Source organism: Shewanella sp. SP2S2-4, assembly GCF_031932025.1.
Taxonomy (GTDB): Bacteria; Pseudomonadota; Gammaproteobacteria; order Enterobacterales; family Shewanellaceae; genus Shewanella; species Shewanella baltica.
On record NZ_JAUOER010000001.1, the window covers coordinates 156,802 to 179,792 of the forward strand.

General features: G+C 47.2%; 17 protein-coding genes. 8 read left to right on the forward strand and 9 right to left on the reverse strand.

Annotated features, from left to right (window positions below; translation table 11 throughout):
- The first annotated feature begins 309 nt into the window (after positions 1 to 309).
- A complete protein-coding gene (gene fdhF, locus Q4Q54_RS00725; RefSeq protein WP_311987224.1) occupies positions 310 to 4,575 on the forward strand; it encodes a formate dehydrogenase subunit alpha in 4,266 nt (1,421 codons plus the stop codon).
- A gap of 105 nt (positions 4,576 to 4,680) precedes the next feature.
- On the opposite strand, the gene Q4Q54_RS00730 is transcribed toward fdhF, so the two are convergent.
- The 5 genes from Q4Q54_RS00730 to ohrR form a co-directional block, all read right to left on the reverse strand.
- Positions 4,681 to 6,345 carry a methyl-accepting chemotaxis protein gene (locus tag Q4Q54_RS00730; RefSeq protein ID WP_006083987.1) on the reverse strand — a complete coding sequence of 555 codons (1,665 nt, stop codon included), beginning with the start codon at positions 6,343 to 6,345 and terminating at the stop codon, positions 4,681 to 4,683.
- Positions 6,346 to 6,471: 126 nt separating this feature from the next.
- Entirely contained in the window at positions 6,472 to 7,620 is a 1,149-nt protein-coding gene (chrA, locus tag Q4Q54_RS00735) for a chromate efflux transporter (RefSeq protein WP_311987226.1), read from the reverse strand.
- A gap of 200 nt (positions 7,621 to 7,820) precedes the next feature.
- The gene (gene rlmC, locus Q4Q54_RS00740; protein ID WP_311987228.1) at positions 7,821 to 8,993 is read right to left on the reverse strand and encodes a 23S rRNA (uracil(747)-C(5))-methyltransferase RlmC; all 1,173 of its coding nucleotides are present in this window, start codon (positions 8,991 to 8,993) and stop codon (positions 7,821 to 7,823) included.
- Positions 8,994 to 9,101: 108 nt separating this feature from the next.
- On the reverse strand, positions 9,102 to 10,277 hold the full coding sequence (locus Q4Q54_RS00745) for an FAD-dependent oxidoreductase (protein WP_311987230.1): 1,176 nt from the start codon (positions 10,275 to 10,277) through the stop codon (positions 9,102 to 9,104).
- A 133-nt stretch (positions 10,278 to 10,410) separates the two neighbouring features.
- Positions 10,411 to 10,908, reverse strand: a complete 498-nt coding sequence (gene ohrR, locus Q4Q54_RS00750; RefSeq protein ID WP_261272200.1) for a hydroperoxide resistance transcriptional regulator OhrR — start codon at positions 10,906 to 10,908, stop codon at positions 10,411 to 10,413.
- 138 nt (positions 10,909 to 11,046) lie between these two features.
- Between ohrR and Q4Q54_RS00755 the strand changes: the two genes are divergently transcribed.
- From Q4Q54_RS00755 to Q4Q54_RS00765, 3 genes are all read left to right on the forward strand, one after another.
- Positions 11,047 to 11,472, forward strand: a complete 426-nt coding sequence (locus Q4Q54_RS00755; protein ID WP_220591015.1) for an organic hydroperoxide resistance protein — start codon at positions 11,047 to 11,049, stop codon at positions 11,470 to 11,472.
- Between the two features lie 273 nt (positions 11,473 to 11,745).
- Positions 11,746 to 13,191, forward strand: coding sequence for a cytochrome C biosynthesis protein (locus tag Q4Q54_RS00760; protein WP_126492655.1), 1,446 nt, complete (start codon positions 11,746 to 11,748; stop codon positions 13,189 to 13,191).
- Between the two features lie 122 nt (positions 13,192 to 13,313).
- Positions 13,314 to 13,499 carry a cytoplasmic protein gene (locus Q4Q54_RS00765; protein ID WP_106651481.1) on the forward strand — a complete coding sequence of 62 codons (186 nt, stop codon included), beginning with the start codon at positions 13,314 to 13,316 and terminating at the stop codon, positions 13,497 to 13,499.
- An 85-nt stretch (positions 13,500 to 13,584) separates the two neighbouring features.
- Here the strand turns inward: Q4Q54_RS00765 and Q4Q54_RS00770 are convergent, their stop codons facing one another.
- Genes Q4Q54_RS00770 through Q4Q54_RS00780 form a run of 3 tightly spaced genes read right to left on the reverse strand, consistent with a single transcriptional unit; the run spans position 13,585 to position 14,868 of the window.
- Positions 13,585 to 13,875, reverse strand: a complete 291-nt coding sequence (locus tag Q4Q54_RS00770) for a hypothetical protein (protein WP_006083993.1) — start codon at positions 13,873 to 13,875, stop codon at positions 13,585 to 13,587.
- A gap of 31 nt (positions 13,876 to 13,906) precedes the next feature.
- A complete protein-coding gene (locus Q4Q54_RS00775; RefSeq protein WP_311987233.1) occupies positions 13,907 to 14,452 on the reverse strand; it encodes a methyltransferase domain-containing protein in 546 nt (181 codons plus the stop codon).
- Positions 14,453 to 14,457: 5 nt separating this feature from the next.
- Positions 14,458 to 14,868: a hypothetical protein gene (locus Q4Q54_RS00780; RefSeq protein WP_311987235.1), complete on the reverse strand. Its 411-nt coding sequence runs from the start codon at positions 14,866 to 14,868 to the stop codon at positions 14,458 to 14,460.
- Positions 14,869 to 15,366: 498 nt separating this feature from the next.
- Between Q4Q54_RS00780 and fccA the strand changes: the two genes are divergently transcribed.
- The 3 genes from fccA to Q4Q54_RS00795 all read left to right on the forward strand — a co-directional run bounded on the left by fccA (position 15,367) and on the right by Q4Q54_RS00795 (position 19,219).
- Positions 15,367 to 17,157, forward strand: coding sequence for a fumarate reductase flavoprotein subunit FccA (gene fccA, locus Q4Q54_RS00785; RefSeq protein WP_311987237.1), 1,791 nt, complete (start codon positions 15,367 to 15,369; stop codon positions 17,155 to 17,157).
- A 265-nt stretch (positions 17,158 to 17,422) separates the two neighbouring features.
- On the forward strand, positions 17,423 to 18,412 hold the full coding sequence (locus Q4Q54_RS00790; protein ID WP_311987239.1) for a 2-hydroxyacid dehydrogenase: 990 nt from the start codon (positions 17,423 to 17,425) through the stop codon (positions 18,410 to 18,412).
- Between the two features lie 69 nt (positions 18,413 to 18,481).
- Positions 18,482 to 19,219, forward strand: coding sequence for a dienelactone hydrolase family protein (locus Q4Q54_RS00795; protein WP_311899799.1), 738 nt, complete (start codon positions 18,482 to 18,484; stop codon positions 19,217 to 19,219).
- A 328-nt stretch (positions 19,220 to 19,547) separates the two neighbouring features.
- Here the strand turns inward: Q4Q54_RS00795 and Q4Q54_RS00800 are convergent, their stop codons facing one another.
- Positions 19,548 to 19,952, reverse strand: a complete 405-nt coding sequence (locus tag Q4Q54_RS00800; protein WP_311987241.1) for a DUF1801 domain-containing protein — start codon at positions 19,950 to 19,952, stop codon at positions 19,548 to 19,550.
- A gap of 240 nt (positions 19,953 to 20,192) precedes the next feature.
- On the opposite strand from Q4Q54_RS00800, the gene Q4Q54_RS00805 reads away from it, so the two are divergent.
- Positions 20,193 to 22,907, forward strand: a complete 2,715-nt coding sequence (locus Q4Q54_RS00805; RefSeq protein WP_311987242.1) for a TonB-dependent receptor — start codon at positions 20,193 to 20,195, stop codon at positions 22,905 to 22,907.
- The last annotated feature ends 84 nt before the right edge of the window (positions 22,908 to 22,991 follow it).

Below are 22,991 nucleotides of genomic sequence, written 5' to 3' on the forward strand. Positions count from 1 at the left end.
TAGCCAAGATAGTGCTATGCGCGAGGCCAATGACTGACACACAAGCGCTCTCCTGCCTAAAAAATCCACATAATATCAAAGGAAACACAACTAAAAAGGCCTGATAACGCCAACCCTATCACGACTAAATCAGAACAAACATTCACCAGCGCACAGTCTGGGCGGGTTTGTGATTCAAGCTGCAATTTTGCAGTAAACTTCACTCGCCCATAAGCGTCTTCTAAAGCTGTCTAGGTATACTCGAAACAACCTAAGCCTGCAGCCCCGCGCTATAGCAGCTAAGCACCCTACATATAAAAAGGCCATGGGATGATAGAACTTCGAATTGATGACCAAGTGTTGTCGGTTAATCCGACCGATAACCTACTGCAAGTGGCGCATGCTGCTGGCATAGCAATACCCAGCTTATGTGATCCCAGCGCAGCCTCGCAGCAATTAGGCGTTCACGAGCATGCAGACAAGCAAGCCTGCAATTTGTGTGTCGTCCAGATTGAGAATTCCGACGCCAGTTTGCGCTGCGTACGCGCATGTGAAACGTCCGCCACCGTCGGCATGCGAGTCATAACTCAGTCTGAATTCTTAAGTCAAAAACGCAAACAAGCGCTGACTGAAATCTTGAGCGATCATTTTGCCGATTGCGAAGCCCCCTGCCAACAAGCATGCCCTGCGGGCGTCGATGTGCAGAGTTACCTGTATCACATCGCCCAAGGCAACCATACTGAAGCCGTTAAAGTCATTAAACAAACTTTGCCACTGCCACTCTCCATTGGCCGTGTCTGCCCTGCTTTTTGTGAAGCACAATGTCGCCGCGGACTCGTCGATGAGCCCATTGCCATACGCCAATTAAAACGCCACGCCGCCGATCTCGATTTAGCTGATGGCGAAAATGGGGGCATGAGTTATGTGCCGCCACGCCAAACCGACACGGGCAAAAAAGTCGCGATTATCGGTGCGGGTCCAGCAGGGCTAAGTGCCGGATATTACTTATCAAACCAAGGCCATAGCGTAGAAGTATTCGAATCTATGCCACAGGCGGGTGGCTGGCTACGTTATGGCATTCCTGAGTATCGCTTACCTAAGGCGATACTAGACAAGGAGATCGCACTCCTGTGCCGCAATGGCTTAACCATACACACAGAAACGCGTCTCGGTCACGAGATACATTTAAATCAATTAGTTGAAGATTTCGATGCCGTTTGTCTCGCCATTGGCGCCCAAAAAGCTGTGCCTATGGATTATCCCGGCAGCACACTCGCGGGTTGCTACTTAGGTGTCGATTACTTAAAAGATCATTGTCTCGAAAAGACACTTGTTTTAGGTAAGAAAGTCGCCGTCATTGGTGGTGGCAATACCGCTATTGATTGCGCCCGCACAGCAGTGCGTGAAGGTTGCGATGTCACCTTAATTTACCGTCGCACCCGCGCAGAAATGCCCGCCGAAGCTTACGAGGTACATGAGGCCAAAGTCGAAGGGGTGAAGTTTCATTTTTTAACCAATCCGCTTGAAAACCATAGCGATGCGCAAGGTAGAGTCCATTCAGTCACCTTCGCTAAGATGGCACTCGGCGAAGCCGATGCCTCTGGCAGACGCGCTCCCGTTGATACTGGTGAAACCTTTACCCAGGATTTCGACACTGTGATAGCCGCGGTATCACAAACTCCCGATATGAGTTTTATGCAAGATCCCGCGAGCCACTTAAGCAATGGTGAACTCGCTCTCAGCCGCTGGAATACCTTTATTGGCTGCGAGCACACTATGTCGTCCGGGGTTGAAAAACTCTTTGTGGTGGGGGATGCACGCCGCGGCCCTGCTACCGCAGTCGCCGCGATAGGCGATGGCCATAAAGCCGCAATTGCCATAGATAAATTGCTCAAACAAGGCCTAAGCTGTGAGCTGCATGCCACTGAATTTAATTCATCAAAAGCAGTAGCTAACACAATAAAACAAGGCTTGCCAACTACCGAGCTCTACCCCTCTGTCGCACGTAAAGCCCGTTTAACCATGCCCGAATTGAACGCGGTGCAACGTTTACTCAATTACGGCGAAGTCGAGCTAGGCTTTACTCCCGATGCCGCCATGCAAGAAGCTGCTCGCTGCCTCGAATGCGCCTGCCAAGCCAATACGGATTGTAAATTAAGGGACTATGCGACCGACTACCATGTCGAACCTAAGTCACTCAGCACTCAAAGCGCGCGTAAATTTTCGGTCGATAAATCGAGTCCGTTCATTCAATTTGATGCAAATCGTTGTATTAGCTGCGGTAAGTGCGTCGATGTGTGCCAGTTGCAGAGTGGCCATTGTGCGATTCAATTTGCCCATGATTCCTATCAAGCGCTGCCGCAAGACATAAGTGAAATCGCCACGCGCCGCGCACCGAGAGTCGGCTTTAGCGCTAGCATGGCCGACAGCAAATGTGTGCAATGCGGCAACTGTGTGCAGGTTTGCCCAACGGGTGCACTCGTCGATGCGCGGGATAAACGCCAAGGCGATGAAATGCCACTCAAAACCGCCTCAACTATTTGTACCTATTGCGGTGTAGGCTGTCGGCTTGACCTTAAAATCGATACCAGCACGAATCAGATCCGTCATATCGAAGGCAATAAAGAGTCTGTGGTAAACCAAGGCATGTTGTGTGTGAAAGGCCGGTTTGGTTTCGATTTTATTCACAGTGAAAAACGCCTCACCACGCCACTCATTCGTAAAAATGGCCAGCTCACGCCAAGTAGTTGGCCTGAAGCCATCGCCTATGTGGCCGAAAATTTACAGCGAATAAAACAGCAACATGGCAGCAATGCACTGGCAAGCTTGGCCTCGGCAAAAGCCACCAATGAAGAAAACTTCCTCCTGCAAAAATTTGTCAGAAGCATACTCGGCACCAATAACATCGACCATTGCGCCCGTCTGTGCCATTCATCCACAGTCACAGGCCTGCAGCAAAGTATCGGCAGTGGTGCCATGACCAATGACATTCCGAGCATTCAAGCATCGGATGTGATTTTTATCATAGGCTCAGACACCAGCAGTGCTCACCCGATCATCGCCTCGAAAATTAAGCAAGCCGTGGCTTTGCATGGCGCGAGACTAATGGTGGCCGACCCTAAACGTGTCGCCATTGCCGACAGTGCACAGCTTTATGTCGCCCACAGACTCGGCACAGACGTCATGTTACTCAATGCGATTATGGCGGAAATCATCCGTAATGACTGGCAGGATAAAAGCTACATTGCCGCACGCACCGAAGGCGTGGATGCTCTCTATGCTGAACTGGCAAAAACAGATTACAGCCTAGAAAACGCAGCCTTGATAACAGGTGTTAAAGCCGAAGATATCGCCCGCATCGCCCAAACCATAGGAACGGCCGACAAAACCGCAGTCTACTATGCCATGGGCATTACCCAGCACACGACGGGACACGACAATGTCACCGCCATATCTAATCTACAACTTCTGTGCGGCAATATTGGAGTTGAAGGAGCGGGGATTAATCCACTGCGGGGACAAAGTAATGTGCAAGGTGCCTGTGACATGGGCGCACTGCCTAACTTCTTCAGTGGTTACCAAAAAGTCACCGACATTCATGCCAGAATGCGTTTCGAGGCACATTGGCAAACGCCGTTATCGGGGGAGATTGGCGTGACCGCAACCCATATGATGCATGATATTTCCAAAGGGAAAATCAAGGCTTTGTATGTGATGGGCGAAAACCCCGTATTAAGCGACCCAGATCAAGCCCATGTGCTTAGGGCGCTTAATGCAATCGACTTTTTAGTGGTGCAGGACATCTTCCTCACCGAAACCGCCGAGCTTGCCGATGTGGTTCTGCCCGCCGCAGCCTTTGTCGAAAAACGCGGTCATTTCACTAATACTGAACGACGAGTGCAGCGACTCGAACAAGCCCTGCTACCGCCAGGTGAAGCACTGCCCGATTGGCAAATTGTCCAAGCCATTGCCAATGCGATGGGTGCCGCTTGGGATTACCCCAATGAAGAAGCGATTTGGCAGGAAATCAATGAGCTGACACCACAATATCGCGGCATTACTTGGCAACGATTAAGCACTGGAGTTGACGGTAAAATTCCCCAAGGCATTCAATGGCCTTGCCCAGATGCAACCCATCCGGGAACGCCCATCATGCACCAAAATCAATTCACCCGCGGCTTAGGCAAGTTCACGCCAGTGAGTTATCGCTTACCCGCAGAAATGCCCTGCAGTGAGTACCCGCTCACCCTCTCGACCGGACGTTTACTAGAACAGTTCCACACAGGCACCTTAACCCGTAAAACAGCGGGGCTCGACTTACTCGGCTCGCCTAAAGTAATGATTTCAGTCTATGACGCTGAGCAACTCGGGATAGGCAATGGCGATAAAATCAAACTCACTACCCGTCGCGGCGAAATTGAAATCGACGCCTTTGTGACGAAAAGAGCGCAAGCTGGCGTGCTATTCCTACCCTTCCATTTTGTTGAAGCGGCGGCAAATAAACTCACCATCAACGCGCTCGATCCTGTGGCTTTTATCCCAGAATATAAGGTCTGTTCTGTGAGGGTAGAACGGGTTGCCGAGAAGATTGATTAAGGCGAAAAAGCTAAGCTGAATTAACGGTTGACGCTTAAAAAATAAACGAGCCAAATAAAAACGGGAGACCTTAAGTCTCCCGTTTTTTTATTTAGATTGATGTAATTAAATCCTAAACTGTCCCACTAATTTACCTAAGTTAATACCTTCCTCTGATACCGTCAGACTCACTCTGGCCGCATCTTCGCTGGAGTGCAGTAGCTCATTCACAATCTCTTGGATGGCATACACGTTGCGGTTAATTTCTTCGGTTACTGAGCTTTGCTCTGTCGCCGCTGCCGCAATTTGGGTACTCATATCGTTAATCGCAGTCACAGCCGAAGTCACTGAACCCAGACTGTCGGAAATCGTGCGAGAAGAATCCACCGAACGCACGCAGCTTTGTTGACTCTCTTCCATCGCTTTCACGGCTTGGGTCACTAGCTTATGTAATGCCGATAACATCTCATTGATTTCTAACGTACTGGCTTGAGTGCGGCTGGCTAAGTTACGTACCTCATCGGCGACCACAGCAAAACCTCGGCCCTGTTCACCGGCACGGGCCGCTTCGATAGCGGCGTTTAATGCCAATAGGTTGGTCTGCTCGGCAATACCACCAATCACTGACAGTACGCTGTTGATTTTCTGGGATTGCTCGCTGAGTGACTTGATACTGCCCGCCGCATTGTTGATTTGCGACATTAAAGAGGCAATTTCTTCAAGCGAAGCATCAACACAGCGCTGGGCATTAGCCACATCGCCCGTTGCTGCGTGGGTCGCCTCTGCCACTTGAGTGGTATTTTTAGCCACTTCGCTGGCGGTGGATGACATCTCAGTAATCGCCGTCACCACCTGATCGGTTTCATTGTTATGACTGACTAACTGACTCGACATAACTTTAGTTTGCGCATGAATCGCATTGGCCGCGGTTTTCACTTTAGCGGTCGCCGTCGCCACATCGCCGATGATATTTTGCAGCTTATCGACAAAGAGGTTAAAGGAACGTCCAAGTTGAGCGATTTCGTCCTCCCCTTTTACGGCGAGTCGTTTGGTTAAATCCCCTTCGCCCTTAGCGATATCATTCAAGTTATCGGCCATATTCTTGATTGGCACGACCATACGGTGGGCGGCGATCATGATGATAAAGCCAGTAATACCCGTAAGGAACAGTGCTATCAGTAAAATGGCGAAGGATTTATCTGCCATTTGTTCTGTCACTGTGGCGCGATATTCCTCAACAACGGCATCGATATCATCGATATAGGCCCCAGTACCTAACATCCAGTCAGTGCCCGGGATCATCATGGCGTAGCTGATCTTCTCAATCTGCTCATTAGTATTGGGTTTTTGGTAGTAGTAGGAGAAACTACCATCGCCACGTTTAGCGGCGTCGAGCAGGCCGACGATAATTTTAGTGCCGCGGGGATCTGTCATATCAATCTTATTTTGCCCTTCTAAACTTGGGATTAGGGCATGAAAGATATTTTTACCTTGAGAGTCATACATGAAAAAGTAACCTGCGCTACCAAAACGTATGTCTCTGAGTGCTTGATTCACATTGCCTTGCTCTTTTAGCGATAATTGATAATTCACTATGCCTGCGGCAATTTCGGTGGCTTCTTTAATTTGTTGTTTACGCTCACCGACGAGCTTAGTTTTAAAAGTGACCACTTCAGCGGCAAGTGCATCTTGTTCGACATAATAGGAAACCGACATCAATATGAGTAATGCGAGGATCAAAGGGAACAGCGATAGCAATAGTAATTTATTGCGTAAACTCAACTTAGACATGCTTGAATGCTCCAAAGGAATACAACTTGTATCTTTGGAGTATAGCTAACATTGTTATTTCTCTATGCGCTTAAAGTAACAAAATCTTAATCTTGCTCAAGAAACCTGCAATTAATTGCCCTCAGTTCAAAGCAGATTTAGCAAGATCCCACACAAGCTAAAGCCTAAAACCAGCACCAGCATGGGTGGTTTAAATAACTTCAATGCACCAAAACCGAGCAATACCAAGGCCATATCTTTGCCCGAGAATACCGCCTGAGAAAAAACCGGTTGGTAAAGTGCGGCCGCGAGTAAGCCAACAACGCAGGCATTGACGCCAGCAATCGCACCAGCAATTTTCGGTCTTGCCGCAATCGCATGCCAACCCTTCAGGCCCACCAGCATAAGGAGAAATCCGGGTAAAAAAATGGCAGCAGTCGCGATGCAAGCCCCCATGAAAGGTTTATCTAGCATAACTTCGGCGCCTAAAAAGGTCGCGAATGTGAACATAGGCCCAGGCACAGCTTGGGCAAAGGCATAACCCGTCAGAAAACGATCGCCGCCTATGGTATCGCCCACTGCCGTTTCTAGCAGAGGTAGCACAACATGACCGCCACCGAACACTAAACTCCCTACGCGGTAAAACTCGCTGAAGATCCAAGCCTCTGGTCCGAAATCCACCATAAAAAAACTGCCGATGAGTAACACAAAAAAGAGCAGTAAATAGAGATAATTCAAGTGAATCGGTGCAAGCGGCGCAGTGTCATCTTGCGTCGCACTCAATTTATAAACACCGATAGTCGCAGCGCCGAGTAACAGCAGGATTTGCGTCCACATAAATGGCGCAATCAAAATCGCCGCAGCACTGACTAGCATCAGCAAACGGGCGGATTTGCGTTGGCAGAATTGTTTAAACATGGCAAGAACGGCATCGGCAACCACAACGACGGCCATCAATTTAAGCCCATCAATCATCCCTTGAACATAATGATTAGCGAGCCACGCCGACGTTGTTACCGCCAGTAAGTACATAAAAATAAAGGAAGGTAGCGTAAAACCGGCAAAGGCAGCAAGCGCCCCCACCAGCCCACCTCTTTGATAACCAATAGCAAAGCCCACTTGGCTCGACCCTGGCCCCGGCATAAATTGGCTTAAGGCGACGAGACTGGCGTAACGCTTATCATCGAGCCAACCGAGTTCATTAACAAAGGTCTGGCGAAAATAACCAATGTGCGCCGCAGGTCCGCCAAAACTCATCAAGCCTAAGGTAAGAAAGCGTAGGAAAATCTGTAGCATAAATCGCCGCCCATCAATGCATAAAGTGCTGAAGATTATGCCACTAAAAAGACATTTTGATGAAGTTTCACGCGAGCAACGCAGATAAAAGCATAACAAGGGCCCCACACAGCAGAGCCCTTAAGATTGTTTGAGCGGATTTCAAGAACCGTAAAGCGAGTGAGTACAAATGCTTAGAGATACATTGATGAGCTAAAAGATTAATCCTTCACCAACATAGCTAAGACTTCAAAATGATCCGTATGGGGGAATAAATCAAATAGCTGCACCTTGGTTAAGTGATAACCTTGAATATGCTCAAGATCTTTCGCTAAGGTTTTGGGATTACAGCTAGAATAAAAAATCGCCTTAGGTGCAAACTCGCTTAATGACTGGCATAAAGCCTCGCCAATGCCACGCCTTGGTGGATTAACAATGATCAAATCCGGCTTATCGGCAGCGCTTTTGCCCTTGGCAAAGTCGGTGGAATCGAGCGCCATAAATTGCACGTTTTCGAGCCCCATCATTTGCGCTGACATTTGCGCGCAGGCAATTGCCTCGGCTTCAATTTCAATCCCTGTGAGGGTAATGTCTTTGGATGCGCAGTGCAGTCCGAAACCGCCAACGCCACAGAACAGATCCCATAACGAGTGAGGAGAAAACTCGGCAACCCACTCACGGGCGGTTTGATACAGCTTTGCTGCCACCTGCGGATTGGTTTGGAAAAAGCTCTTGGGGCGAATGAATAAAGGCACATGATTAAAACGCTCTTCAAGACGGGTATTTTCTGTTAAGAAAATCTCCTCATCACCCTCAAGGATTGCCATATGAATCGGTTGAATATTGACTGACACGACTTTTATCTGCGGATATTCCGCCAATAATGCTGGTAATTCGCGTTCGATACGTTCAATGCCATTGTGTGATCGCAGCACAAAACGCAGCAGATATTCGCCGCGCACTTGGCTGCGTGTCAGCAGAATAAACTTAAGCTCGCCCTTGGCTTTATCAACCCGATAGGGAGGAAGCCCCGCCTGCTGCACAAAGCGGGTTAAACGGTGCAACAAGGCTTGCATATCAGCGGGATATAACAGGCAGTCGCAAAGATCCACCGCCTCACCACTTGGGCTTACAATCCCCAACACGGGTTCATGGGCGGCACCGAGCACCACCATTTTGGCTTTATTACGAAAGCCGCTGTCATCGCCAGTAATGGGAGGCAGAAAAAGTTCTGCCGAATTTGCGGGAATAAAAGGCGCGAGTAATTGCAGTAACGTTTGGGTTTTAACCGCTACTTGCTGCGCTAGAGGCTGCTGAATATGCCGGCAAGAAAGGCACTGACCTTGATTAAAATAACCACATTGCTTAACGGCATTCACAATAGCAGCACTCACGACAGATCCTAGATTCAGTAAAAAAACGCCACACTGTAGCGGTTTTACGGGTAAAAATCATCTCGAAACACGCTCAAACCAGTATCAAGGGCGCAATTTTAGGTTTATTCAAGACAAGCTGAGTTTATCAACATCGGCAATCGCCTCGCGCTTACCAAGGGCCTTTTCAATCCATTCAAGTACTTCTGCCGAGGTGCTGCGAAACGTCGTTAACTTACCGCCGTATAAACTGAGGATGCGCGGATGGGAAATCGATGTTTTCATCAAGGTATCCCGCGGCCGCTCAAAGGCTTGGCTATTTTGCTTCGGTAAAACCCGAATGCCGCAGAAGGTTTGAGTTATCTTTGTCTTAAGCTCATCAATCTCCGGCGTTAGCGGGAAGTAATGCTTATAAATTCCAAGCAGATAATTAATTTCAGATTCGGTCGCTTGGGGTGGTTTATCTAAAGACGCCAGTTCCGTTTCTGTGGTGCCAACCAAGGTTTGCCCATACCAAGGCATCACAAATATGACCCGCTTATCGAAGCAAGACTCTAAATACAAGATGCCATCGGGCGCAGGAATATCCAGTAGCACATGGGCGCCTTGCACCCAATCGAGTTCAACACACGCAAGTGGAGGCAAGACTTTGCTTAAAACCGCATTCACCCATGGGCCGGCAGCATTGATCACTAGACTCGCTTCGGCTTTATGGATTTCGCCCCTGTGGCTAAAACTCAGCTCACAAGTTTCGCGCCTATGTTCCAGCTCAAGAAATTCAGCCTCGGCATAGACTTCAGCGCCCAGTGCCTGCGCGCTGCGCGCCACCGCTTGAGTTAACAACTTATCGTCGGTCTGCGCATCCCAATACTGAAACACCGCCTTTAATCCATTGAGTTTCAATCCTTTAAAACGATGCCAATGCACGGCAGGCACAGACACAAATTGGCCCAAGGGATCAAACTCACTCAGCAGCGCATACATGCTTAAGCCCGCGCGAATAGTCCAGGGACTGCGCTGACTGTTGTCATACACTGGAATATAAAAAGGCACAGCTTTAACCAGAGTGGGCGCAAGATTGAGTAAATGGCGCCGTTCAAGCAAGGACTTACGGACTAAATTGATTTGCCCCGTTTCTAAATAGCGCAAGCCGCCATGGATAAGCTTGCTGGAATTAGCCGAGGTTTGGCCGCCAATTTCGCCCTTTTCAATCAGCAAGGTGGAATAGCCCGCCGCTACCGCATATTGGGCAATGCCGACACCGCTGATCCCACCGCCAATAATGGCTATATCGAAACTGGCCATAACTCACTCTCGCTAACGTTCCATAGACGACCGACCTACTGAGCCTCATGCATTCAATCAAGCTCAGTCGAACAGCTAATAAGCGTTAATATGTCAATAAGTTAGTCTTAGATCAAATCTCGACGATAAGAGTTTAATCAATACTGGCATGTAATTGTTTAAGTGCTTGATCGCACATGGCCTTTAAGGCTTTTAACTCGCTCGCCTCGCCGCCGACTTTGCAACGCATTAAATGGGGGATTTCACTTGCCTGCGTTTTGAGGGCAATTCCTGCGGCCGTTAAGGCGAGCACTCTCACGCGCTCATCCTGTTCGCTGCGACCGCGAGTCACTAATCCCTTAGATTCTAACCGCTTTAGCAATGGCGTTAACGTGCCTGAATCAAGGAAGAGTTTATCCCCTAAGGTTTTGACACTAATGCCCTGCTCTTCCCATAACACTAGCATGACCAAGTATTGCGGATAGGTGAGATCCAATTTATCTAACAAAGGGCGATAGGCTCGCACCATAGCATTCGCGGCGCTATAAAGTGAGAAGCACACTTGGTTTTCAAGGCATAAAGCATTATCTACGCTGGTATTTTCGGCCATATCGACAGGATTAACACGGGTGTTGGGTTGAGTTGTTGCCATAGGAAGATCCAATAAATTAAATATATTGCGCACAATATACTTGCATTCACACCAAAGATCGAATTATAGTTTGCTACAATTGAATTGCACACAATTCAAATCAACTTACTTAATCCTTAACCTTAGAAGGTCAATATTATGAAAACACTTTATGAAACACGTGCCACAGCAAAAGCGGGTCGTCAGGGTCAAGTGAGCACGGATGATGGTTTACTGGATGTCGCGTTAGCCTATCCAAAAGCCATGGGCGGTAGCGGACTTGCCACTAACCCAGAACAACTGTTTGCCGCTGGTTATGCCGCTTGTTTCTCAAACGCCGTTCTGCATGTCGCTAAAATCGGCAAAGTGGATATTACACAAGCGCCAGTCAGTGCGGTTGTTGGCATAGGTGCCAATGATACCGGCGGTTTTGCATTAGCGGTTGCCTTAGAAGTCAGCTTAGATTTACCGCAAGAAGCCGCTGAAGCATTAGTGCGTCACGCGCATCAAGTTTGTCCATACTCAAACGCTACACGTAATAATATTGACGTGAAACTGAGCGTAAATGGCGTAGCGTTAGGCTAACCATAATCCATCATAGACACTTGTTGATAACGTCAGAAATAGAGCACCCTCGGGTGCTCTATTCTTATTAGCCATTAACGACTCAAGCTGAGAGTGGTGTGCATCACACCATTTAACAGGGAGATAAACTGGTTTCAGTTCCCAAAAAATTATTATTCGCGAGTTAACTAACACTTCTTAATATCTAATTTAATCAAAATGATTGATGTAAGTAGAGTAAGAGTTAATCGAACCGTTTGACGATACTTAAACCCACTCTCAGTGGGAGGCGCTATGACAAAATATCTATCTAAAATCTCGCTGTTTTGCTCCCTATTATTCCTTTTTGCCTTTTCCATCCCGAGCTGGGCCGAAACAGCGCCAGCAAGCTCAGCGGATCAAACTTGGCATTATGTGAATGCTCAAGGTGAGCTCAAAATTAAACTGTATTTCTTCTGGTCCAAAACCTGCCCACATTGTGCAGAGGCCCATCCTTTCATCGATTCATTACCGCAAAAATACCCTTGGATAGAACTCGAATCCCATATGGTGTCCGCTCCAGGCGTGCAGGATATTTGGCAAACTATCGCCGCAAAAACCACGACAGAGGCGCGTTCTGTACCCTATATGGCCAGCTGCGAAAAAGCCGTGGTGGGCTATTCGAGCGAAGCAGTCACCGGCGAGTTTCTCGTCAATCGACTGAAAAATTGCTATTTATCCCTTGGCGGTCAACTCAGCGAAGCGGACTTGCCCACCAAAGGCGTTGTCAGTACGAGCGCGAGTACAGAAACCGATGCGCCGCTATTTGGCACCTGCGGCACAGATACTGGCGAAGGCACCTGCGATGCCACCAGCTTGGGGGATGCTACAGAACCGTCGTCAGTGCAATCTGAAGTCCAGCCCGTTGAGTTACCTTTAGTGGGCGTAGTGACTCCTGAGACTATGTCTTTGCCGCTGCTCACCTTAGTGCTTGCAGGGGTTGATGCCTTTAACCCCTGCGCCTTCTTCGTTTTACTGTTTTTATTGTCGATCATGGTTAATGCCAAGAGTCGCAGCCGCATGTTGCTCGTAGGCGGGATTTTCGTGTTCTTCTCTGGCTTTATCTATTTCCTATTTATGACCGCATGGCTAAACATCTTCCAGCTGTTGGGCGCAGGCAGTGATGGCGGCATGATCATCTTAGCGGCGGGTTGTTTAGCCTTAATCGCTGGTGTCATCAACATCAAAGATTACTTCTTTACGAAGGGGGAAGTGACGCTATCTATGTCGGCGGAAAACCGGACGAGCTTGATAAAGCGCATGGGTAAACTGTCAAATTCGAGTAGCTTAGGCGCCTTGCTTATTGGATCGACCGTACTAGCAGTCCTCGCCAACGCCTATGAACTACTCTGCACCGCGGGCTTCCCGATGATTTACACCAGCGTGCTTTCTATGCACAATCTGCCAGACATTGAACGCTATATGTACCTGGTTTTATATAACATTGTTTACGTGATCCCGCTGGCGATTATCGTTATCGTCTTCAGCGCGACCTTAGGTAAACGTAAACTGACTGAAAAAGAAGGCCAAGCCCTAAAACTCATGTCAGGTGTGATGATGTTGGGTATGGGTATCGCGCTGGTTATCGACCCTACTGCACTGCAAAATGTGGCGCTGGCACTGGGGTTGATCTTAGGCTCATTGGGGATTACAGCCATTATTGTCATCGGCCGCAAACTGTTCTCGGCTAAGGCCAAGTAATTGACGAAACAATCGGCGAAATAATTGGCAAAATAATGGAAGATTGGCAAATTTATGGCTAACGACTAAAGTTAACCTTGGGTTTGCCGATAAAGGGATCCAGCTTACAATCGAGGTTAGTTATGTCAATTTCACTGAATACCCAAGCTATCGCACCTAATCTAGAAAATGGTGCAATTGGCGTTAAGGTTGCTCAGTTAGCCAAAGAGCAGCAAAAAGCCGAAGGTCAAATCGCGGTAGATTTAATTGCAGCTGCGGCGCCAAAACCAGTAGGTAATGCAGGCCACAACATCAACACTACGGCCTAATTGTTAGCAATACAGCATTTAAAAAAGCGCCTCTGATTATCAGGGCGCTTTTTTTTGTTATTTTTCTATAAAACGTCAGGCGAATTTAAGAAAAAGCGTTGCCATTCACATGCATAATCGTAAATGTCCACACCACGAACGCTAGCGGGATATGCACTAAGGCATAGAAAAACTGATCGAGTCGCCCCATTCCTTTTGCTAACCAAATCAAATACAAGTGCAATCCAATCACCAAAGGGAACAGGGCTAATAGCGGATACAGAGCGACAGGGCTGGCATCGGAAAACAGGCTATGACTGAATAAAGCCCAAGCCACCATGACAGCGGTCGTTAGCGGTGGTGTTGCAATGCGATATTGCTCTGGATAGGGAAACATCCTACAACCTCTTGAGTCTCAATCGGTAAACTTACGTTTTAGGTTTTCGCGCAATCAACTGTGCTTTATAACTGCTATGAGTGGACTGCGGATCACATAATCGACCTTCAAAGTAATGTAAAGGTTGCCAGTTAGCAAACACTGATTTGAGTTCATTTTCAGTGAGTAAGAAATCGGGGTTACGTGGCCGCCCACTCTCAGCTTGTTGTGTGGTAAAGGTTTCATAGACGATAAGGCCTTCAGTCTTAACCGCCTTGGCAATTTGCGGTAATAATGGCCGATGCAGATAATTGAATACTAACACTATGTCGTACTCTTCAATCGGTAGCGATGGCGCAGCCTCGGCTTCTAAATCCCATTGATATTTGCGGGCGTTCACATGCTCAATGTGCGACATGGCAGACAAATCCCTGTCGATAAATGTCACTTCTGCACCTTGCGCTAGAAACCACAAACCATTACGTCCAGAGCCGCAGGCAAGATCGAGTACTTTAAGTCCATCAAAGCGAGAAACAGGCCAAGTAAACTCAGTGATTAAGGCTGCGGGAGTCACGATTGGCGCATGGATTACAGACATTGGAATTAGCCCTTAATTTCTTTTTTCGAGTCGATTTGCCGACGATGCACAATAGAATAATGCCTGAGCCCTGCTGGACCATGGGACACAATCACGGACAAAAAGAGGATCGCGATTAACAGCTCAGGCTTGAAATTAGCCAAAGGGACAAACAAACCAAGTAGGCCTACTTTTACTAAGGTTAACACACCCTTAAGCTGAATTAACCAACGCCAATCACGCACAATTTCCCACAACATTAATATGCTGCCCGTCGTCATGGCGAGATACCAATAATTCAGCCATTGCGTTTTATCTACACTTAATAAAATGCCACCGCCAACACCGACTATTCCTAAAATATGCAATGCCCTTAAACTGGTTTTACTCAAACGTTGAATCCAAAAACGTTTTTCTGATATGCCTTGTTTCTGCATTACATCCCCTTAAGAATCAACTGTGTAACATTTAATCAAACTAATAACATAATCCCATACAATAAAGGCTGGATAAATAACATTATTTATAGAATACTCAAAAATAACTAATTGAAATTATTAATGTGCAAAGTCACATTATAATATCTATAAAATACAATTAGATAAAATACCTCGTAAAACCCACAATCAATACCACTTTTATTTAATAAAGTTAAATCCATTCCATTCAACATGTTAACTCGCGCAAGTTATACCGTATTCAATCAGTGATTAGCTTCAACTTGATTCATATTTCCCGCCCTATTGCACATTTTAAATATGTTATTTCCGTTGTAACAAAGGTTATGTGACCTGAACACATATATACCTCTTTAGATAGTGATAAATTTGCAAATGGAGAATGCTCTAACAGTGCGTGAATGACGTAAAAAATAAATATCACGCCACGATGAATAACCCTTATTAAGTAGATGAATGTACGGCGGAGGAACTACCATGTTCACAAGAAAGATTCAAAAAACAGCACTAGCCATGCTGATCTCTGGCGCAATGGCAGGAACTGCCTATGCTGCACCAGAAGTGCTAGCCGATTTTCACGGTGAAATGGGCAGTTGCGACAGCTGCCACGTCTCAGACAAAGGTGGCGTCAGTGATGACAACCTTAGCCATGAAAATGCCCAATGCGTTAGCTGCCACGGCGATTTAAAAGAACTGGCCGCCGCCGCACCTAAAGACAAAGTCTCACCCCATAAATCTCACTTGATTGGCGAAATTGCTTGTACGAGCTGCCATAAAGGTCATGAAAAATCAGTCGCCTATTGCGATGCTTGCCACAGCTTCGGCTTCGATATGCCTTACGGCGGCAAGTGGGAACGTAAGTTTGTTCCTGTTGATGCTGACAAAGCGGCACAAGATAAAGCCATTGCTGCTGGCGTAAAAGAAACCACTGATGTGGTTATTATCGGTTCAGGTGGTGCGGGCCTTGCTGCTGCAGTATCAGCCCGTGATGCTGGCGCAAAAGTAATCCTGCTCGAAAAAGAACCTGTCCCAGGTGGTAACACTAAACTGGCTGCTGGCGGTATGAACGCTGCCGAAACGAAGGCGCAAGCTAAGTTAGGTATTGAAGATAAGAAACAAATCATGATCGACGACACCATGAAAGGTGGCCGTAACATTAACGATCCTGAGCTTGTTAAAGTGCTTGCGAATAACTCGTCTGACTCTATCGATTGGTTAACCTCTATGGGTGCCGATATGACTGACGTAGGTCGTATGGGTGGCGCAAGTGTTAACCGTAGTCACCGTCCAACCGGTGGCGCTGGCGTAGGTGCACACGTTGCGCAAGTGCTGTGGGACAACGCAATCAAACGTGGTACTGACATCCGCTTAAACAGCCGTGTTGTCCGTATTATTGAAGATGCGAAAGGCAATGTGACTGGCGTACTCGTTAAAGGCGAATACACTGGCTACTACATAATCAAAGCCGATGCAGTGGTTATTGCTGCCGGTGGTTTTGCGAAAAACAACGACCGCGTAGCTAAATACGATCCTAAGTTAAAAGGCTTTAAAGCCACTAACCACCCAGGTGCAACCGGTGACGGCTTAGACGTGGCACTGCAAGCAGGCGCAGCAACTCGCGATTTAGAGTTCATTCAAGCTCACCCAACATACTCACCAGCGGGTGGCGTAATGATCACCGAAGCGGTACGTGGCAACGGTGCTATCGTGGTAAACCGTGAAGGTAACCGCTTTATGAACGAAATCACGACCCGTGATAAAGCGTCTGCCGCGATTCTGCAACAAAAAGGCGAAAGCGCTTATTTGGTATTCGATGACTCAATCCGTAAGAGCTTAAAAGCGATTGAAGGATATGTACATCTGAACATTGTTAAAGAAGGCAAAACCGTCGAAGAGTTAGCAAAACAAATCGATGTGCCCGCCGCTGAACTGGCGAAAACCATCACGGCATACAACGGTTTCGTGAAATCAGGTAAAGATGCGCAATTTGAACGTCCAAACCTACCACGCGAATTAGCAGTAGCACCTTTCTACGCATTAGAAATCGCACCTGCTGTTCACCACACTATGGGTGGTGTTGTGATTGATACTAAAGCCGAAGTGAAGAGCGAAAAAACCGGTAAACCAATCCAAGGCTTATATGCTGCAGGTGAAGTGACTGGCGGGGTTCACGGTGCTAACCGTCTTGGCGGTAACGCAGTATCTGACATTGTGACCTACGGCCGTATCGCCGGTGCTGAAGCGGCTAAATTCGCTAAAGATCACTAGTCACAAACCGTATAAGGGTTAACGGACTAACCCTTGGCTCTCAAAGCACGGTTTAAATATGAGAGCCCTAGCTTGAATAACTCAAGCACTGCTAGTCAATCCATAAGCGAGCCATCAGGGCTCGCTTTTTTTATCAAGCGTTTTAGCTAATTGATGACAAAGCTCACTCTTTTAATAGTCAATTTTCTAAGGCTAAGGACAAAAAGCCCTAACTCACTTACACTCTTTGGCTGATAACTACATCAAAATCCGTTAGGTGACTGAAATGAGAATTGGATTCTTTAGCGCAAAACATTACGACATGCAGCATTTTAACCGCACAAATGCCGCGTTTGGTGCACAAATTGAGTATTTCGATTATCGCCTTTGCATGCAAACAGTGAAACTTGCTGAAGGGTTTGAAATCGTTTGTGCCTTCGTTAACGATTCACTCTGTGAAGAAGTCCTTGTCGAACTCGCTAAGGGTGGCACAAAAATTATCGCCATGCGCTGCGCTGGCTTTAACAACGTCGATTTAGTTGCCGCTAAAAGCTTAGGCATGCAAGTCGTCAATGTGCCCGCTTATTCTCCTGAATCCGTGGCCGAACACACAGTCGCGCTGATGTTGACGCTGAATCGCAAAATCCACAAAGCCTACCAACGCACCCGCGATGCCAACTTCTCCCTCGAGGGGTTAGTCGGCTTTAACATGTTCGGCAAAACCGTCGGCGTAATTGGTACGGGTAAAATCGGCGTGGCCACCATTAAAGTCTTGCTCGGTTTTGGCTGTAAAGTCATCGCCTACGATCCCTTTATCAATCCAGCGGTTGTTGCGCTAGATGTTGAATATCAAGATCTCGATGCGATTTATGCCAACAGCGATATCATCAGCTTGCATTGCCCGCTCACGGCCGATAACCGCCATTTACTCAACCAAGCCAGCTTCGCCAAGATGAAACCCGGCGTCATGGTGATCAACACCAGTCGCGGTGGTTTACTCAATGCCTTTGATGCGATGGAAGCCTTAAAACTCGGCCAAATAGGTTCACTCGGACTCGATGTGTACGAAAACGAAAAAGGCTTATTTTTCGAAGACAAATCGAATGAAATCATTCAAGACGATGTATTCCGTCGATTATCTGCCTGCCATAACGTGATTTTTACTGGTCACCAAGCCTTCCTCACTGAAGAAGCCTTAGGCGCCATCGCCCAAACAACCTTGAGCAATGTAAAAGCGTTATGTGCAGGGGAACTCTCAGGTAACGAATTGTTTTAACTGACAGATAAAATCCTGACTGCTACAGTGAGGCTTCAACGTTTGAAGCCTCACAGAGAGAACCTCAATATGCTAGCCACTCAGGAAACTCAGGATATCTCCACGCCTTCAGGGCTAATGCGCACTTATATCTACCGCCCAGAAGCACAGGGGCAATTCCCAAGCATCATCTTTTATTCCGAAATATTTCAGCAAACGGCACCTATTGCACGCGCTGCGACAATTCTTGCTGGCCACGGTTTTGTGGTATTTGTGCCGGAAGTATTCCATGAACTCAATCCTTTAGGCACAGTGCTCGCCTACGATGAACCGGGTAAAGACAAAGGCAACGCCGATAAGTTTGCTAAACCTTTAGAACACCACGACAGCGACACCCAAGCATTAGTCGACTTTGCCCATCAACAAGCTTACTGCAATGGCAAAGTGGGCAGTATGGGCGTGTGTATCGGCGGCCACTTAGCCTACCGCGCCGCACTCAACCCCGCTATTTTAGGTGCATTTTGCCTCTATCCAACCGACATTCACTCCAACACCCTGCCCTGCGCCTACGGCAATGACTCTCTGAGCCGCAGCGGTGATATTCAAGGGGAATTAGTGTTAGTGTTTGGTAAGCAAGATCCCCATGTATCGGCGGAAGGCCGAGTGTTAATCCACCAGCAATTAATGGCGCTGAACCGTAATTTCACTTGGCTTGAAGTCAACGCTCAACACGCCTTTATGCGTGATGAAGGCGATAGATACGATCCTGCACTCGCACTGCAAATGTACTTACAAGCGACGGCATTTTTTCAGCGAGTGTTGCGATAGAAGAGTTAAATAAACAACAAGGAAGTGAATATGAGAGAGCGTATTTTTAGATGACTAGCTGGAATACTCAGTGTAAGCCTGTTGCTTGCGACTGGCCAACAAATCAATTCTGCGATGCTTTCAGCCATTGATATTGGGATATATTTCGCGATTTGTGCTGTGTTGTTATATTTTTCAATCAAAGGTAACGCTGGATTTAACTATCCAAGACTGCAATTTTTTGTCAAATCAATCGACAAAAAATAAGTCTGCTTCGTTACCGCAAACAGGTAGCACCTTAACTAAGATTTAGGTGCTACAGCTTCTGTCAAGTTGGTTCCCAGTCGGTTTACGCACCTAACAAAGGTAGATGTTTGATACTTTTGTATTTCAACGATAATTCAATACATTGGGAAATTGCGAATTCTGGCAGAGGATCATGGATACTTAACACTATGGCTCGATTCCCTTCAAACTGCAGCGCATGGGAATGTAGCTCTCGAAATGTATCAACCAGCTTGGTTTTACAATTAAAGAATAGGTAGTATTGTTCGGGATATTTTGGCTTCCAGTCAAATCTTACTGTACTGCCATTTTTAACTGAATAACTCGGCTCGCCCCATTTTAAGCTCTCTTCCACCGCACCTAAATCCTGCGCTTCAGCAATCGCAAAAACCAAGGTTCGGATCCGTAATAGCAAGGGCGTTATATGCTCAGGATAGCGTTCAAACTTGTTCTGCACTTGCGCTTGCATGCTCTTATCCTCCCATTTACACCATGCCGAATCATCATATCTGTAAAACAAAAAACACGCTCAGGCACACATGGTTGAACTTCCAAACCCTTAGTGAGCGACGATTATATCAGCACTTTATTATAAACCGCGCATTAGGGGTGTGACACAGTGTCGCAGGTCGTTGAGTTTTTATTGAGATACCCACTTAATCCTATATAAAACATACCATTATTTAAACAAACCTTTCATAGGCTTATTATGACCCGCTCCGCAGTAATGACTTCAATGGCAATATCCCTTGCAAGCATGGCCACTTTTTCAGGGATAGCAGCCGAAGCCGAAACTGAAGCAATGTTGCCAGCATCTGCCATTAAACCTCAAGTATCGACTCCCACGGCTATCGAAAGGATTGCCATTACAGGGAGCCGAATTCAAAGGGAAGAGATGGCTTCCACCGCGCCTATGACCGTTTTTACCGCGCAAGATATCGAGAAAACCGGTGCCACCTCGGTTGAGGTATTGCTGCAAAGAATGACAGCCTCTGCGGGGTTTGCGGGTAATCAAACGAATGCCTATTGGACTGAAGGTGGCTATGGTTCAACCCAAGTTAATCTGCGCGGATTAGGGGTGAATCGCACACTCGTACTGCTCAATGGTCGACGTATGCTGAACAGTGGCACTGGGGCAAACTCCTCCGTGGATCTTAATACTATTCCCATTAGCGTGGTTGAACGAATCGAGGTATTAAAAGATGGTGCATCCGCCATTTATGGTGCCGACGCGGTTGCTGGCGTGGTCAATATCATCACTCGGCAACAAATCGAAGGGGTTGAGTTTCAAGCGCGAACGGGCATAACCGAGCAAAATGATGGTGAACAGTACAAGCTCGACCTTGCCCTCGGTCATATAGGTGAGGGTGGCAGTGCATATGTGGCGATGAGTTACGATAAAACCCAAGCCGTCGATATGCTGAGTCGCGCACCTTGTCCGCTTGAGGAAGTGAATGGTGAGCTAGTGTGTGGCGGTAGCTCGGCGCTGCCGGGAGGCAGAGGCCATTTCATTGATACCAATGGTAATCCAATCGGCGATCCGATAATGCTATTACCAACAGGAAGCACCCCTTACACAAGCAGCCATAAAGACAATACTTATCAGTATTTTAATGCGGTTCAACCTAACGAGCGAGTCAATCTTTTTGCCTACGGCGAATATGACTTAACGGCAAGCAGCCAAGTGTTTGCTGAAGCTATGTACACTCACCGTAGCTCACAATTACCCGCTACCCCGCAATCGGTGTCTGGAATAGTCATTCCTGCTTGGCATGAGTCAAACCCGACCGATGCAGACTTTCTACTCCAGAGTCGTAGACTGGCAGAAGCGCCCCGACAATTTAATATTCAAGCGGATACTTGGCGCTTAGTGACAGGTTTTAGAAGGGATTTAGATAACGGTTGGCAATGGGATGCCGCAGTTAACTTCGGCAGTAACCGTGGTTCCTATGAAGTGACCAATGTCATTAATAAGGCTCGTCTTGCCGAGGCGACTGACTATAGCAGTTGTCATTTTGATCCCAATGTCCCTTGCGCAGACTTTTGGGGAGCTGGCTCACTCACACCTGAAATGCTGGACTATTTCCTGTTTAACATGCGTGATAGCGGCGGTAATGAGCAGTTTAGTCTCACGACAAATATCACAGGCGCTCTATGGCAGTTACCCGCGGGCATGATGAGTTTTGCTGCAGGACTAGAGCACAGAAACGAGAAAGGATGGAATGATCCCGACCCACTTAAAATCAGTGGTGAAGCAAACACAGCCCAGCAAGATCCGATTGATGGTCGTTACACTGCCGACGAAATCTATCTTGAAGCCTTGTTACCTATTTTAAGCGACCAGCCATTTGCTAAGTCGGTCGAATTAACAGCGGCGTTGCGATATTCCTATTTTGATACCTTCGGTGGCGATACCAATTATAAAATGGGACTGCTGTGGGTCGTCAATGACGCAGTGACTCTGCGGGCCACGCGATCTACGGCATTCAGAGTACCGAATATTCCTGAGTTGTTTGGCGGCATAGATCAAGGCTCCATGAATACCACAGATCCTTGTAGCGAGTGGGTTAAGCTCGACCCTAGCTCGAATCGATACGCTAATTGTATGGCATCAAACGTGCCAACGAATTATAAGCAAGAAGGCACAATATTAACCGACCGTGGTGGCAATGCTGAACTTGAACCAGAAGAAGCCAATACCTTTACTGCGGGTATTGTTTGGGATCTGGGGTTTATTGAAGGGCTCAATATCACGCTCGATTACTACAAAATTGAGATTGATAACGCCATTAACTCAGTCAATGGTTCGAGCAAATTAGCCGCCTGTTACGACAGCAAAGGGATGACGCATCCTTTCTGTAGCGACGAACACTTTGTGCGGGACGCAATGACAGGCAACATCACCTATTTACAAACACAACTGGGCAACGCCGCTAACGAAGTGGTTTCAGGTGTTGATATGGCGATGTTTTACCAGAAAGAGATGGGCAACGTTGTGACTAATACGACTTGGGAGCTGAGCTATTTAGATCAATACGATCTGCAAACCTACGCCGGTGCCCCCGTTGAATCTAGAGCAGGCACCATAGGTTATGATGGTAGCTACACCAAATGGCGCTCAAACCTCTATTTTGATGTCACTAATGACAATTGGCGCTTTAGCTACAACATTCAGTATATTGGCGCGGCGGATGATCAATATGCCAATGCCGCAGAGATAGGTGACTCAGTTGATGCGCTCACTTACCATAACGCACAGGTTCATTATCAAATGGACAACAATATTGCGTTCACAGCAGGTATCGATAATCTGTTCGACAAACCAGCGCCATATCATCAAAGCTTTACCGACGGTAATACCAACACTATGACGTACGACCTAATGGGACGTCGTTACTATGTCGGGATGAAATGGGTTCTGTAGTGCTTTGGGCTTAAGGGGGCAATCCCCTTAAGCAAGCTGGCTAAATTAAATAAAAGGTGAGTCATCAACTTGAAGCGGGTTAAC

Coding starts and splice junctions, on each gene's coding strand:
- chrA (WP_311987226.1), bottom strand. CDS start 7,620: ATGCTACAGATTTTCCTACGCTTTCTTACCTTAGGCTTGATGAGTTTT.
- Q4Q54_RS00755 (WP_220591015.1), top strand. CDS start 11,047: ATGAAAACACTTTATGAAACACGTGCCACAGCAAAAGCGGGTCGTCAG.
- Q4Q54_RS00760 (WP_126492655.1), top strand. CDS start 11,746: ATGACAAAATATCTATCTAAAATCTCGCTGTTTTGCTCCCTATTATTC.
- Q4Q54_RS00730 (WP_006083987.1), bottom strand. CDS start 6,345: ATGTCTAAGTTGAGTTTACGCAATAAATTACTATTGCTATCGCTGTTC.
- Q4Q54_RS00805 (WP_311987242.1), top strand. CDS start 20,193: ATGACCCGCTCCGCAGTAATGACTTCAATGGCAATATCCCTTGCAAGC.
- Q4Q54_RS00765 (WP_106651481.1), top strand. CDS start 13,314: ATGTCAATTTCACTGAATACCCAAGCTATCGCACCTAATCTAGAAAAT.
- ohrR (WP_261272200.1), bottom strand. CDS start 10,908: ATGGCAACAACTCAACCCAACACCCGTGTTAATCCTGTCGATATGGCC.
- fccA (WP_311987237.1), top strand. CDS start 15,367: ATGTTCACAAGAAAGATTCAAAAAACAGCACTAGCCATGCTGATCTCT.
- Q4Q54_RS00795 (WP_311899799.1), top strand. CDS start 18,482: ATGCTAGCCACTCAGGAAACTCAGGATATCTCCACGCCTTCAGGGCTA.
- Q4Q54_RS00780 (WP_311987235.1), bottom strand. CDS start 14,868: ATGCAGAAACAAGGCATATCAGAAAAACGTTTTTGGATTCAACGTTTG.
- Q4Q54_RS00790 (WP_311987239.1), top strand. CDS start 17,423: ATGAGAATTGGATTCTTTAGCGCAAAACATTACGACATGCAGCATTTT.
- Q4Q54_RS00745 (WP_311987230.1), bottom strand. CDS start 10,277: ATGGCCAGTTTCGATATAGCCATTATTGGCGGTGGGATCAGCGGTGTC.
- Q4Q54_RS00800 (WP_311987241.1), bottom strand. CDS start 19,952: ATGCAAGCGCAAGTGCAGAACAAGTTTGAACGCTATCCTGAGCATATA.
- fdhF (WP_311987224.1), top strand. CDS start 310: ATGATAGAACTTCGAATTGATGACCAAGTGTTGTCGGTTAATCCGACC.
- Q4Q54_RS00775 (WP_311987233.1), bottom strand. CDS start 14,452: ATGTCTGTAATCCATGCGCCAATCGTGACTCCCGCAGCCTTAATCACT.
- Q4Q54_RS00770 (WP_006083993.1), bottom strand. CDS start 13,875: ATGTTTCCCTATCCAGAGCAATATCGCATTGCAACACCACCGCTAACG.